Genomic DNA, 13,813 nt, shown 5'->3' on the forward strand with positions numbered 1-13,813 from the left:
AAGGAGTCTGCCGTGAGCCTGGTATACAACGAAGAACAACGACAGCTGCAGGACAGCGCCCGCGACTTCCTCGCCGCCCGCGCACCGGTCGCCCAGCAGCGCCGCTTGCGCGATGAAGGCGTGGCGCTCGGATTCGACGAGGCCGCTTGGCGCGGGATGCTTGAACTTGGCTGGAGCGCGGTGGCGTTTCCCGAGGAGCAGGGCGGCCTGGCCTTCGGTTTTGCCGGCTTCGCCCCGCTGTTCGAGGAGCTCGGCCGCCATCTGAGCCCCTCGCCGCTGCTGTCGAGCATCGTGCTCTGCGGCAGTTTGATTGAGGAGTTGGGTAGCGAGGCGCAGCGCCAGGCGCTGATACCGGCCTTGATCAGCGGTGAGCAGCGCCTGGCCCTGGCCCTGGAAGAAAGCCATCGGCACGCCCCCGAGCGGGTCGCGCTGCGAGCTGTTGCCGATGCGGACGACTACCTGCTCGCCGGCACCAAATCATGGGTACTGGATGCACGCGAGGCTGATGCTTTTCTGACCGTTGCCCGTCTCGAAGACGGCCAGACGGCGCTGTTCCTGGTGCCTGCTGTTAGCGAGGGGCTGCACGTCACGCCCCAGACGCTGGTGGATGCACGCAACCACGGGGCGCTGGCCTTCGATAGCGTGCGCGTGCCGTGCTCGGCACGCCTCGGCGAGAGTGATGCCGCGGCGGTCCTGGAACGGGCGCAGGATCGCGGTCGTGCCTGCCTGGCGGCGGAGCTGCTCGGTATGTCCGAGCGGATCTTCGAGATGACGCTGGAATACCTGCGCACGCGGGTGCAGTTCGATGCGCCCATCGGTTCGTTCCAGGCATTGCAGCATCGGGCGGCGCGGTTGTATGTCGACCTGCAGCTGGCGCGCAGCGTGGTCATGGCGGCCTTCGAGGCGTTGGATGACACCAAGCTGGATGCCAGCGAGCGGGCCCGCTTGGTCAGCCTGGGCAAGTGGAAGATCAACGAGGCCGCGCAGCGGATTTCCAACGAGGCGGTGCAGATGCACGGCGGTATTGGCGTAACCGACGAATACGACCTTGGCCTGTACCTCAAGCGCATTCGTGTGGCCCAGGCCTGCCTTGGCGATTCGGACTTCCATTGCGAACGTTATGGCGCGATTCTGAGCTGAGGCGTTGCGCGCAATGGCTAGCCGGCCCGCATAGCACGCGCCAAACAACAACAATAATGATGAGGGTCGCAGGCCGGGCAAAGGTCGCCCGGCCATGGCCCGGTAACAGGAGACGGCAAATGAAGGAGCAGATCCAGCAGTGGCAGGGTGCATGGCAGCAGCTCATCGCGCCGGGAGCGTCTTTCGAGGTGGTAGCGTCGGAGGAGGGCACGCGTCAGTTCCGCAACGCTCCGGCTAATCTGGTCGAAGCGGTGCAGGCCGGTCGGGCGTTCGCCGAGCGGCCTTTCCTGGTATGGCAGGACCTGCGCCTGAGTTATGCCGAGTTCTACCAGGCGGTCGATCGGCTGACCGCGCACCTGGTGCGCACCCTCGACGTACAGCCGGGCCAGCGGGTCGCCATTGCCATGCGCAACCGGCCCGAATGGCTGGTCGGCTTCGTCGCGGTGGTGCAGGCCGGAGCGGTGCCGGTCCCGCTCAACAGCTGGGCGCTGCGCGACGAGTTGCTGAATGCGCTGGAGGACATCGACCCGGTGCTGCTGATCTGCGATCCGGCGCGCCTGGATCTAGTGGCTGATCGACTGGCGGCACTGGATGTACGCGCACTGGCTGTGGACGTCGAGGCGGCCGAAGGCATACTGGCCTATGCGGACTTGCTCCGCGAGTCGGTAGAGGCGGTGGAACCGCACAGTCCCGCTGCCGACGATCCGGCGTTGATCCTTTTCACCTCCGGCACCACCCATCGTGCCAAGGGTGCGGTGTCATCCCATCGTGCCATTGCCCAGGCCCTGTTCGCGCTGGAATTCCAAAGCGCCTTCGCCGGCATGACCTCCTACGAGCGCATCCGCCCACTGCTGGAATCCGGCTTGCAGCCCACGGTGCTGCTGGCGGTGCCGTTGTTCCACGTCAGCGGCCTGCACGCGATGTTCCTCAACGCGCTGCGCGGCGGCCGGCGGCTGGTGATGATGTACAAATGGGACGTCGACCAGGCGCTCGAACTGGTCGCGCGCGAGCGTTGCACCCAATTCAGCGGCGCGCCGGTCATGATGCAGCAGGTGCTGGCTCATCCACGCTTTGGCAGTACCGAGACCGACTGTCTGATGGGCTTGGGCTTGGGCGGTGGTGCGGCCTCGACGGCCTTGCTGGACCAACTGATCGAGCTCAGGCCGAACGCCTTGGCCGGAGCAGGTTATGGCCTTACCGAAAGCAACGGCATCGGCGCGGCCTATGCGGGTAACCAGTTCGTTGCTCGCCCCGGCTGCGCCGGTTGGGCGCTACCGATCGTCGACATCCGCATCGGCGAGGACCCAGGGCAGGCGCTGCCACCCGGCCAACCGGGACCGATCTGGCTCAGGACGCCGACCCTGATGCAGGGCTATCGCAACCGCCCGGACGAGACTGCCGAGACGCTGCGCGAGGGCTGGCTGTTCACCGGCGATGTCGGCGTCCTCGATGAGGATGGCTTCCTACGTATCACCGACCGCATCAAGGACATGATCATCCGTGGTGGCGAGAACATCTCGGCTCTGGAGATAGAACACTGCGCCTGTAGCCATCCTGACGTGAGCGAGGCGGCGGCATTTGCCCTGCCTGACGAGGCGATGGGTGAGTGCGTCGGGCTGGTGGCCTGCCTGCGCCCTGGTGCGCGGCTGGATGAAGCACAGCTGCAACGCCACCTGGCCGAGCGACTGTCCGCCTACAAGTTGCCGTCGCGCCTCTGCTTGCGCGACGAACCGCTGCCGCGCAACGCCATGGGCAAGCTGGTGAAACAGGAGCTCAAAGCACTGCTGTAGCCTTCCTGCCGTGCCGGTCGAGCCTATGTGCTGACTTGGGCTCCGGCACGTCTTCCCGTCCCCGCGCAGCGGCGAGTTCTCGCTGTTGCGCGGTCGCTCGTCCTCGTTTTCATCACGCAATCGTCTCTGCGTAACCGCTGCGTTCAAGCGCGCGCGAACGGGTGCGCGCCAATCGATCCAGCGAATACGGCGGGTAGTCTTTACAGACGATGTAAGGGCTTGGGTCTCTGGAAAGAATCGGTACCAGATCCGATAGGCAACCGATGGAGACAATAACAATGAAAAAATCTGTAGCTCTTCTCTCAATGGCGCTGGCGGTGAAACTGATGTCGCTGGACGCGTATGCCAAGGTGAGCGAGGAAGAGGCGGCCCGCCTCGGCAATGACCTCACCTGTACGGGTGCCGAGCGTGCCGGCAATGCCGACGGTTCGATCCCCGAGTTCACAGGCAAATACCTCGGCGAGGTGCCAAGTTGGGATCACGTACTTCACTCCGGTGGGAAGGCGGTCGATCCGTATGCCGATGAGAAACCGGTCGTGGTCATCACCGCGGCGAACTTCGAGGAGCATGGCGAGCGCCTGACGGAAGGCCAGAAGGCGATGTTCCGCAAGTACCCCGACACCTTTCGTATGAACGTTTACCCTGGCCACCGCGACTACCGCTACCCGGATTACATATGCGAGCGGGCCAAGTGGAATGCGCTGAACGCCGAGGTGGTCGATGAAGGCATGGGTGTGGAAGGTATCGGCCAGGTGATGTTCCCAATTCCCAAGAACGGGTACGAACTGCTGTGGAACCATCAGCTTCCGGCGCGGGCCTGGACCGAGGATTTCGTACGTGATCTGGCTTCGGTGATGCCCGACGGCAACATCGGTTGGGGCCGCACCCATATGAAGGGGCTGTCGCCAGCCAACCACCCGACCGAGACGCCTTATACCAAGGCTGGTGTACAGGCCTACTCCTACAACTACACCATCCTGCCGACCCGGGATCGCGGCACTGCCATTGCCGCTCACGAACCCTACAACTTCGCCACCAATCCCCGGACCGCCTGGTCCTACAACCCTGGCACCCGCCGTGTTCGTCAGTCGCCGGGCTATGGTTACGACCAGCCAATGGCTGGGAGCAACGGCACCATGATCGTCGACGAGGACCGCCTGTTTAACGGTGGGCCGGAGCGGTTTGACTGGAAGATGCTTGGCAAACGAGAAATCTACATCCCGGCCAACGCCTATAAGGTCAATAGCGGCGAAGTGACGTACGCAGACCTGCTCACCCCCAAACATCCGAACCCCGAGCATCTGCGTTACGAGCTGCGCCGCGTGTGGGTGCTGGAGGCGACGCTGAAGGAGGGTTACCGCCACGTGTACGGCAAGCGGGTGATGTTCCTTGACGAGGACACCTGGCACGGCGTGCTGGCCGACAACTACGACACACGCGGCCAGCTGTGGAAATACGCTTCCACGAACTACTACTACCACCCTGACATGAGCGCTTGGCAGTCGGGCGCGGCGTTTTACCACGACCTGAGCACCGGTCAGTACCTGGCCTACTCGTTGACCAACGAATCGAAAAAAGGGCCGATCCTGAACGCTGGAAACCTGTCCCCGAGCATGTACACGCCTGACGCCCTTCGCGCCGCAGGGCGCTGACCGGTTGCATGTGGAGAGCCGGTGCGATCGATGGTGGCGCCGGCTTTTAACATGGTGAAGTGCCATTCGAGCGCTTCGAGCCCTACCGCTAATTCTTCGAACCAGATGCAAGAACGACCTTCGCACACTGCTGGCGACCAGCCGAGCGCGCGCCCGGGGGCGGGCGATTGCTGCCTCGGTCCGCATGCGGCCGGGGGGTTGAATCGGAACGGTAGCGAGACGACAACAAGAACGGAGCAAGCCATGAGCAACAAGAAATCAGGTTTTGCATTGCACGTGCTGGGCGTGGCGATAGCGATGGGCAGCGGAGCGGCGCTGGCCGGGCCGACTTTCGAAATCGGTGAAAAGACCACCATCGATACGATGCTGACCGTGAACTACACCGCCTCGGTACGGACCGGCAAGCCCGCCAGGCAGTACCTCGAAAGCCTCAACAACGACGACGGTACGCGCAACTTCGATCGCGGCTCGCTGATCACCAACCGCGTCAGCCTCTTCGGCGAGGTGCTGGTACGCCACGACAACCTTGGTGCGGTGCTGCGCGCCAGCCACTTCTATGACGAGGCCTACCATGGCCGCAACGACAATGATTCGCCGGACACCGTGAACAAGGGCGGCCGTCACGACACCTTCACCAGCGACACGCGCCGCGACAGCGGTGGTCGGGCGCGCCTGCTCGATGCGTACGTGTACGGCAATTTTGACGTTCTCGAGGGCCAGTACCTGTCGCTCAAGGCTGGCCGTCATCTGGTGGCCTGGGGCGAGAGCATGTTCTGGCCGAACATCAGTCAGGGACAGGCACCAGTGGATTCGACCAAGTTCAACGTGCCGGGCACCGAGGCGAAAGATGCCTACCTGCCGGTGGGGCAGTTCTCCGCCTCCTGGTCGCTCAACGAAGACCTCGCGCTGCTGGGCTTCTACCAGTACGAGTGGGAAGAGACCCAGCTCAATCCGGTGGGCGATTACTTCAACAGCAGTGACATCTTCGGCCCAGGCGCCGAGTATTTCCGCTTCGCTGCCGGCAATCCGCAGTTCGCTGCGCTGTCCTACGGTGGCGAAGAAGAACCGCGAGACAGCGGGCAATGGGGCGTGGGCCTGCGCTACCGGCTGACCGACAGCACCGAGGTGGGCCTGTTTCACTACCGCTACCACGAGCGTGTCGGTGCGCTGTTCTTCAACTTCGGTGGCGACACCCGCTATTCCTCGATGTCTGGCAGCGTGGCGCCCGGAACCTTCAAGCTGGGTTATTTCGAGGACGTGAAGCTGACTGGCCTGAGCTTCAGCTCGAAGATCGGCGATGCGGTGCAGTTCGCTGGCGATCTCAGTTACCGCGACGGCTCGGCGGTCTATCTGGACAACGGCACGCCGGCACGCGGCGAGGTCTGGCAGGCCAACGTCAACGCACAGTATCTGATCGGCCCGAGCTGGCTTGCGCATCAGACGTCGGTCTTCGGCGAGGTGATGCACCAGTACATCGATTCGGTAGACCCGGTAGGCATCACCGTCGATGGCGTCGACATCGGCAACTTCGACAGTTTCGTTTACGACGGCCAGACCCGCGGTTCGACCCTGCTCGGGCTTGGGACGCAGCTGGAGTACCCGAACGTCTTCAGTGGCTGGGACCTGGTGACCAAGGTCAATTGGCAGCAGAACCTCGACGGCAGCGCCCTGCAGGGCATCGGCCGCGCAGAGAAGCGCCTGACCCTCGGCGCGGATTTGAAGTATCTGGGCAACTTCCAGGTCGGGATGACCTACGTCGATTACCTCAGCTCGCCGAACATCGCTAAGGGACGGATGCTGGCCGACCGCGACTACCTGTCGTTCAACGCTAAATACAGCTTCTGACCATCGCTCCGGACGATGAAGCGGCTATCCAGTCTGGCCGTCATTTTCAATGTGCATTCCTTTCAATAACAACAATGAGGTAGCCATGAATTTCAACGACAAAACGGTGTTGGTCACGGGTGGCGGCGCCGGTATCGGCCGCGATGTGGCGGAGCGTTTTGCTAAAGCTGGCGCGCGAGTGATCGTGCTCGAAATAGACCCGGTGCGTGCGGACCAGGTGCGCCAGTCTCTGGGCGACGGAGGCCATCTGGTGCTGGAGGCCGATGTGACTTCGCAGGCAGCGCTGGATAGCGCGTTCGCCACGGTTGCAGAGCGCTACCCGGCGCTGGATGTATTGGTGAACAACGTGGGCGACGCCCTGCAGGTGTTCAAGCCACTCGAGCAATACAGCGACGAGGATTTCGAGCGGCTTTACGCGGTGAACCTGCGCCAGGTCTTTCAGGTCACGCGAGCAGCCATTCCGCTGCTCCGTCGCCGTACCGGGGCGCAGGCCAGCATCGTCAACGTGGCGAGCATCGAAGGCTACCGCGGAATCCCGTTTCTCTCTGTCTATGCAGCTTTCAAGTCAGCGCTGGGAGGTTTCACGCGCAGCCTGGCGCTGGAGCTGGCTGGCGACCGCATCCGCGTCAATCAGATCGCACCCGAAACCACCGAAACGCCGCAAATGCCGGTCAGCGCGGTGATCAAACCCGAATACCGCGAGCGGGTCTCGGACTGGATTCCGCTCGGGCGTTTCGGCGAACCAGAGGATATGAGCAACGCCGTGTTGTTCCTGGCCAGCGATCTGGCCGGTTGGATCACCGGCACCACGTTGCATGTCGACGGCGGCGCGCTGGCCGCCGCCGGCTGGTATCGCACCCCGCAGGGCGGTTGGACCAATACGCCGGTGGTCGAGAGCGGTGGCTTTATCTACTGAGCCCGCGCGATTGGCGCTGACACTTTGTACTGACTAATAGGACAAAAAATGAACGTATTGGTAGTGGGTGGTAGCGGTCTGCTGGGCGGTCACGCGGCGTTATACCTGCAGCAGCAGGGTTGGAACGCCACCATCGCCTCGCGCAACGCACCGACAGCGCCGTCGCTGGCGGCATTGCCCTTCGTGGCGTTGGATTACACCAGCAAGAAGCTCGACGCTTCGTTGCTTCAAGGCTTCGACGCGCTGCTGTTCTGTGCTGGCCACGACATTCGCCATGTCGATATGGCAGGCGATCTGGCAGCGCAATGGCATGCCAACAATTCGCTGGCGATTCCGAATTTCTTCGCTCAGGCGCGCAATGCCGGCATCCGCCGCGCCGTCATGCTCGGCAGCTTCTACCCGCAGATTGCGCCGGAGTTGATCGATAGCAACCCCTACGTGCGCTCGCGCCATGAGTCATGCATGGGCGTTCGCGCACTGAATACGCCGGAGTTCGAGGTGATGTCGGTCAACGCGCCGTTCATGGTCGGTCACGTACCTGGCCTGCCGAACGCGATGTTCGAGGCCTACACCCGGTATGCCATGGGGCAGTTGGAGGGGATCCCGCCGTTCGGTCCCAAGGGCGGTACCAACTTCATGTCGGTGCAGTCGCTGTCCGAGGCGTTGTTCAATGCGCTGGTGCGCGGTGAGCCGGGCAAAGCGTATCTGGTCGGGGAAGAAAATCTCTCCTTCACAGAGTATTTCCAGCTGTTCTTCGATGCGGCAGGCAATCGGCAGCAATTGCCGGAGCTGGACCAAGAGCACCCGTTGCTGCCCGATTCGGCGATCTATACCGGCCGCGGTAACTATGCGCGTTATGAGCCGGACAACAGCCTTGGTTATCGTCGTGGCGACGTGCGCAACGCGGTCGAGGCATTGGTGAAAACTTACCTGTAGCTCCGCACGCGCACATGCAAGCCCGCTTCGCGACCCGTGAGGCGGGCTTGTTGTCGTTTATCGAGCGCACCCGAGCACCTTCGCTCTCGGCCCGCCAGATAGTCCGTTCCGAGGATGCCGGCAATCCGTTTCCAGCTGAGGCTGGCGCCACCAGCACAGGAGCCTCACATGAGCCAGCATCTGCACGATCAGCTTGAAATTCAGCAACTCCTCTATCGCTACGCCGATGCCGCCGACCGGCGCGACGCCGATGCTTTCTGCGCGTGCTTTCTCAACGGCCAGGTGCGAGTCAGCGGGCCGGGCTACGACCTCGACGACGGCCATTACCTCGTTGGCCTGCTGAGCGAGCGCTTCGAGTGGACGATGCACAATGTGCACAACCATCTGTATCGGATCGAAGGTGACCGCGCTGCGGGGTTCACCTACTGCGTGGCCAGCCATCTGATAGCAGCGCAGAACCAGCGTCTGGACATGTACATCCGCTACGAAGACGTCCTGCAGCGTAGCGATGATGGCTGGCGCTTCGTTTCCCGCCGCCTGCACGTCGGCTCCCAGCACGCCGTGGCTCTGGCTGCAGATGAGTAACTGATTGCATAGCGTGCGCGGCGATCCATCAGTTGCAGATCCTGCGGGGCAGAGCCTCTCTTTGGTCAGGCGCTCCGCCTGATATTCCGGTAGTCCGAGCGGACGATGCTGCGTTCAGCCGCCGCTATCGATACTCGTCTCATTGCCTCAGGGACAGGTATGAACCGGAGCGCGTCGCCTCACTTGTTCTCCAAACCCCGGCACTTCGCCGGTATCTGCCTTGAGCTTTGTCTCGTTGCAGCCCACAGGCTGCGCGAAAAGTCGTCGATTCAATAAGGAGAACAATATGCGACGTAAACAGTCCCTGTGCCTCGGGCTTACCGGTGTGCTCGCCTTACAGGTTTATTCCGGTCTGAGCCTGGCACAGCTGCCTGAAGATCAGATTGCCCGACTGGGCACCGAACTGACTTGCCTCGGCGCCATCAAGGCCGGGAATGCGGAAGGCACGATCCCTGAGTTCAGCGGCAAATGGTCCGGCGCGCCGGATGGCATCGACCCGAAAGCCAGCACCCATCCGCAAGACCCCTATGCCAACGAACAGCCGCTTTTCGTGATCACCGCCGAGACGATGGATCGCTACGCCGAGCATCTGTCGGCCGGCCAGAAAGCGTTGTTCAAGCAGTACCCCGACACCTTCCGCATGCCGGTCTACCCGACGCATCGCGACTTCTCCTACAACAAGGGCGTCTGCGACGCGACGCTGGAAAACGCGCGCATCGCCAAACTGGTGAATAACGGCGAAGGCATCGAGGGTCGCGCGGGCGGGGTGATGTTCCCCATCCCTCAGTCAGCCGAGGAAATCCGCATGAACGCCACCATGGGTGGCCGCTACGCCTGGACGGAGGACTACATTTCGGACAACGCCTACGTCCTCAAGGACGGCAACGTCAACTGGGGGCGCGTGCACTCGCGTAACTCGGCGCCAGGCAACCAACCCAACAAGGTCATCTACACCAAAGACCTGGCCGCCTCGTCTTATTACAGCAACCTGACGTTGCTGCCGCTGCGCGACAAAGGCGAGGTGAACAACGGCATTCACACCTGGGATTACGTCGCCAAACCTTCGCAGAGCTGGCGCTACGATCCTGGCACCCGACGCGTGCGCCAGTCGCCGGGCTATGGCTATGACATGTCGTTCCCCGGTACCGGCGGTTCGATCACCGTGGACGAGGTGCGCATTTTCAACGGCTCCGGCCAGCGCTACGACTGGAAGATCATTGGCAAGCAGGAGCTCTTCATCCCCGCGAATAATTACAAGATCCACGCCAAAACCCAGAAATACGCCGACATGCTGACGCCGAACCACATTAACCCCGACGTGATGCGCTATGAGCTGCGACGGGTCTGGGTGATACAGGCGACGCTCAAGGAAGGTTACCGACACCTCTACGCCAAGCGCGACCTGTACATCGACGAGGACAGCTGGATGCCGGTGATGGGCGACAACTACGACACCCGTGGCGGCCTGTGGCGGACCTCCATGCTCAACACCATTCATCTTCCAGAGCTGGAAGGGTGGCAGGCGGGTGTCGGCCTTTACCATGACCTGGAGGCCGGGACCTACCTAGCGTTCAACCTCATCAACGAACAGCGTCGTGGCTACTGGCTCAACCGCGGTGATGTATCGCCAGGCGATTTCGGCCCCGAAGCCGCCCGGCGCGCTGGTCAGTAACTTTCGCATGAGGCGATGCCTTCTAGGTCAACCGGGTTGGTATTGCTTCGGATGTGGCTGGAGTTTTCGGTGAGTTACCTGGGCTGGTTCGCTGGCATGGATGCCAAGGACTGCCGACCACTGTTTATTCGGTGGCTTCGCTCGTTTTGGCGCGTGCCATCGGTGGGGAAGGTTATTGGATACGAACAATGACCGAAACCGGCCTGCCTGCTAATTGCACCGGATTAGATATAGAAGCGGTTGTTGACTGAGAGATTTAGTGGTGGCAGCTAACGGCCAGAAGCGGTCATTCCAAATGCCTACTAAACTCGGGCCGATTCAACCAGTTTTGATGTGGGTAAAGTGAACGACGCCCTAGCGGCTCTTGACGATATTATCGGTGCCGTGCGAGCAGGGGTTGAAGAGCCAGTAGCCGCAAGCGTCAAGCCGCAGTCAGTTCCCACCCCGCTGGTTGAACAATGATCTGTAGAGATTTGGAGGCTAGATGATATCTGGTGAAGTGCAGATGCAGGTGATACCTGATCGCATGCCGAACAAGCAGTGCTGGATGTTATTCAAGGTGGCTAATCTAGATCGACTACAGGCGCTGCAGCGTGGCCTGCTTTACATGAATAGCGCCGACTATTTCGCGAAGCTTCAAGGTGAAGCCGGCGCTGCACTTCGAAGGGACGATCTAGAGAATGTGTACCTTAAGCTCAGCTCTGGCATAAGGGATGGGGTTGTCAGCGAGCTCGCGCTACAGGCTGAAGGACACGACGAAATCGTGTTGAGCCCGGAGACAATCATGACCCTGCATCTGCCTCGTCCTGAAACCGTCATGGTGTACTGCTTAGGTTCTGTGTCAGCCGGACATGACGGTCAAATTTGGGGGCTCAACAACGGAATGCTGCGATTCAGCGAGCGTTTCGGAGAGTTTGGTACCCATGTCCTTCGTATTACGAACCACTCAGAGTTTTCTAGAAGGCTTTCACAAGCTATTGCGGCCCACCCTCACCTTTATAGTTCTCCCTTCTTTGAAGGAGGCTACGGCCAGGTCGATTACGTAGACTTCAGCGACTACAGCGGCCCGATAGGATTGTTTCGCAAACCGATTGAGTACGCTTGGCAACGAGAGTACAGACTATGCTTCGGCGCTGAGCCTGAGGCACTAAACGATCGAGGGGCGTTAGAGCTAAATATCGGAGACCTATCGGACATCACTGAAATCACAACGGTAGAGAGTTTCACGTCGAACCCGATGACACTCATTCAAAGGAGCAACAGGATAATCGAAGGCAAGCCTGTGCAAGTTCCTATCTGAACCTACGTATTCTGAAAAGGGGACGAATTTATTATTGGATTCATTGTCCGCTTCTGGCCGGAAGCGGACACTCTGGTGATGTCTAGACGAAAGCTTGTCCGGACATGCCGCGCGGCAGGCGGTTTCGGCCTGGCAGTTGCGCCAGACGCTGCTGCCACTCGACGCGAGGTGACTGGCCGGCGCTAGCCTTTGCAGCCTTGGCCGCAGCCGCCGAGGTTTTCTCAGCCTTTGCAGCCGCTCTCAATTCAGCGAGGCTTGGCGTTTTGCGTACAGGTTCGCTGGCTGTCTTCTCGACAGAGCGAAGGCAGAGCTTGCAAGTGACCTGGGTGATTTCCCGTGTGTTATTCAAGCTCGTCCCAGTGCGTCCACATGCAACATTTTCCTCGGACGCAAAAAAGTGAATGACCAACGTATCGTCTCCTGCATTTTTCGGGCGCGGGATTCTACATGGTCAGTTGAGGAAGGGCTGGAAAAACACGGGTACGAAAGGCGGGCGATACCGGCGTGGCTGCGAATCGCAGCGGGTCGGATGGTCAAGCCGTCGAGACTTATCGCTCGGAGAACAATTTTGGTGAGGGCTGACGGCCCAAAAACAGAACATATGGTTGAGCGGTTACGGGACAGAAACGGACGGTTTGCTATGGATAGATCTGCCCCTTTCCACTTGTAGCCTCAGCTAGGCTGGCTGTCGGAGCGTAGCTTTCAGTTTTCGCCTTACTTGGCGCTCGTGACTAAATTCGTCCCAGGCCTCAGCATCGACCATTCGACTCACGGCAAGGTCGACGCTATTACCGGCGAGGCCCACCTTCACCAGCTCTTGATAGAACGGAGCGGTAAGAAGCTCTGGAGTTTCTCGCTCTGCCTCGTCGGCCTGAGCAGCATACTTCTCGATTGTTGCTTTAGTTTTTACCGCTAGCTGTTCAGCGATGGATTCCCATGGGATGCCCTGTGAGAGCATCGTTCGAGCAAACAACCATCTCACATAGTTATTGATTCGCTTGGTCACTGGCCGTGAGGCTACGTCCAGGTGTCTTCGAATCGCCTTATACATTGTGAGGTCAGCACTATGGGTATCTATGAATTCCTGACAGGCCATTCGATTTTCATGAGCACCTTTAGGCAACGGAACTCGCAGTTTTTGTGAGATTTCCTCAGCCTTGGCTAATTGCTCGATCAGGGGGAACTTAAACTGTGAAGTAGTATTGCTATCGAGAAACCTGAAAATCTCACATGCGATGTCACTGTCTTTCGGGGGAACCGGGGTGTGCTCTGACATGTGTTCCATCAGATGCGCGCACAACCAGGGAAGCTCAATGTCTATAGTTCGCCCACCAATGGTTAACGAGCCATAGCAGATTGGTAGCTCGACATCGGTAGTTTCCAAGCCGTCTCGTAGAGCGCCTAGATACAGCCGGTTGTCACGCATGTACGTGATCGTTTCTGTTGGGCTTGCTGACACATACCGGCAGCCCTTCGCATAGTCGCCATCAATCACATATGAAGCGCGACAGGTCTCTAAATCATCCCTCCAGAATGCACCCCACAGGCCATCCGGAAGCATCAGCAGCATCCACTCCTTGAACTCACAGTTTTGGGAAAGAAGCTGTACGTGCTCGCGTTCGGCTTGGGTGGAGTGGAGCGGAGACAGAGACTCAACAACCTCTTTCGAACTCGGAAAGTAAGGGAGCCAACGCTCCAACTCTTCGCACATATGCTCTTCCGTGGTCCACCAAACACGGTTTTCTTCGTCCCACTCGACTTCGTACTGCTTGGCTTCGTCCTTTTCCTCATACGGAACTGCTAGATCTATGCGCCTGGACATCTTTCCCTCGTAGTTTCTTCTGTGCTGATGGGCTTTGCTTCCAACGACATGATTCGGCTCGGTGCCATCATCAGCAAGCAAGCCATATCTAACCAACCGGCAGTCCCACAACTCTGTTGTCACGAGCACACAAAAGGCCTCCGATGTTCCCACCG

11 protein-coding genes are annotated in these 13,813 nt (G+C 60.2%); 9 read left to right on the forward strand and 2 right to left on the reverse strand.

Translation table 11 applies throughout. The features are described 5' to 3' along the window. Nucleotides 1-12: 12 nt before the first annotated feature. From E0D86_RS12005 to E0D86_RS12045, 9 genes are all read left to right on the forward strand, one after another. Nucleotides 13-1,140 carry an acyl-CoA dehydrogenase family protein gene (locus E0D86_RS12005; RefSeq protein ID WP_131650266.1) on the forward strand — a complete coding sequence of 376 codons (1,128 nt, stop codon included), beginning with the start codon at nucleotides 13-15 and terminating at the stop codon, nucleotides 1,138-1,140. A gap of 119 nt (nucleotides 1,141-1,259) precedes the next feature. Beyond that, nucleotides 1,260-2,930 carry a class I adenylate-forming enzyme family protein gene (locus E0D86_RS12010; protein ID WP_131650267.1) on the forward strand — a complete coding sequence of 557 codons (1,671 nt, stop codon included), beginning with the start codon at nucleotides 1,260-1,262 and terminating at the stop codon, nucleotides 2,928-2,930. Between the two features lie 278 nt (nucleotides 2,931-3,208). Next, nucleotides 3,209-4,582: a DUF1329 domain-containing protein gene (locus E0D86_RS12015; protein ID WP_131650268.1), complete on the forward strand. Its 1,374-nt coding sequence runs from the start codon at nucleotides 3,209-3,211 to the stop codon at nucleotides 4,580-4,582. A gap of 243 nt (nucleotides 4,583-4,825) precedes the next feature. Beyond that, nucleotides 4,826-6,427: a DUF1302 domain-containing protein gene (locus E0D86_RS12020; protein ID WP_131650269.1), complete on the forward strand. Its 1,602-nt coding sequence runs from the start codon at nucleotides 4,826-4,828 to the stop codon at nucleotides 6,425-6,427. An 85-nt stretch (nucleotides 6,428-6,512) separates the two neighbouring features. Next, nucleotides 6,513-7,343, forward strand: a complete 831-nt coding sequence (locus tag E0D86_RS12025; protein WP_131650270.1) for an SDR family NAD(P)-dependent oxidoreductase — start codon at nucleotides 6,513-6,515, stop codon at nucleotides 7,341-7,343. Between the two features lie 48 nt (nucleotides 7,344-7,391). Next, nucleotides 7,392-8,279: an NAD(P)-dependent oxidoreductase gene (locus E0D86_RS12030; protein WP_131650271.1), complete on the forward strand. Its 888-nt coding sequence runs from the start codon at nucleotides 7,392-7,394 to the stop codon at nucleotides 8,277-8,279. A 168-nt stretch (nucleotides 8,280-8,447) separates the two neighbouring features. Then, a complete protein-coding gene (locus E0D86_RS12035; RefSeq protein WP_165914238.1) occupies nucleotides 8,448-8,864 on the forward strand; it encodes a nuclear transport factor 2 family protein in 417 nt (138 codons plus the stop codon). 286 nt (nucleotides 8,865-9,150) lie between these two features. Next, nucleotides 9,151-10,536, forward strand: coding sequence for a DUF1329 domain-containing protein (locus tag E0D86_RS12040; RefSeq protein WP_131650273.1), 1,386 nt, complete (start codon nucleotides 9,151-9,153; stop codon nucleotides 10,534-10,536). 484 nt (nucleotides 10,537-11,020) lie between these two features. Beyond that, on the forward strand, nucleotides 11,021-11,836 hold the full coding sequence (locus E0D86_RS12045) for a hypothetical protein (protein ID WP_131650274.1): 816 nt from the start codon (nucleotides 11,021-11,023) through the stop codon (nucleotides 11,834-11,836). Nucleotides 11,837-11,918: 82 nt separating this feature from the next. On the opposite strand, the gene E0D86_RS21620 is transcribed toward E0D86_RS12045, so the two are convergent. Then, a complete protein-coding gene (locus tag E0D86_RS21620; protein ID WP_131650275.1) occupies nucleotides 11,919-12,245 on the reverse strand; it encodes a hypothetical protein in 327 nt (108 codons plus the stop codon). 267 nt (nucleotides 12,246-12,512) lie between these two features. Further along, nucleotides 12,513-13,787 (reverse strand): DUF5710 domain-containing protein, encoded by a 1,275-nt coding sequence (locus E0D86_RS12055; protein ID WP_131650276.1) that lies wholly within the window; start codon nucleotides 13,785-13,787, stop codon nucleotides 12,513-12,515. Between the last annotated feature and the right edge of the window lie 26 nt (nucleotides 13,788-13,813).

The organism is Pseudomonas sp. IC_126 (assembly GCF_004331835.1).
Lineage (GTDB): Bacteria > Pseudomonadota > Gammaproteobacteria > Pseudomonadales > Pseudomonadaceae > Stutzerimonas.

Coding starts and splice junctions, on each gene's coding strand:
- E0D86_RS12010 (WP_131650267.1), top strand. CDS start 1,260: ATGAAGGAGCAGATCCAGCAGTGGCAGGGTGCATGGCAGCAGCTCATC.
- E0D86_RS12015 (WP_131650268.1), top strand. CDS start 3,209: ATGAAAAAATCTGTAGCTCTTCTCTCAATGGCGCTGGCGGTGAAACTG.
- E0D86_RS12020 (WP_131650269.1), top strand. CDS start 4,826: ATGAGCAACAAGAAATCAGGTTTTGCATTGCACGTGCTGGGCGTGGCG.
- E0D86_RS12025 (WP_131650270.1), top strand. CDS start 6,513: ATGAATTTCAACGACAAAACGGTGTTGGTCACGGGTGGCGGCGCCGGT.
- E0D86_RS12030 (WP_131650271.1), top strand. CDS start 7,392: ATGAACGTATTGGTAGTGGGTGGTAGCGGTCTGCTGGGCGGTCACGCG.
- E0D86_RS12035 (WP_165914238.1), top strand. CDS start 8,448: ATGAGCCAGCATCTGCACGATCAGCTTGAAATTCAGCAACTCCTCTAT.
- E0D86_RS12040 (WP_131650273.1), top strand. CDS start 9,151: ATGCGACGTAAACAGTCCCTGTGCCTCGGGCTTACCGGTGTGCTCGCC.
- E0D86_RS12045 (WP_131650274.1), top strand. CDS start 11,021: ATGATATCTGGTGAAGTGCAGATGCAGGTGATACCTGATCGCATGCCG.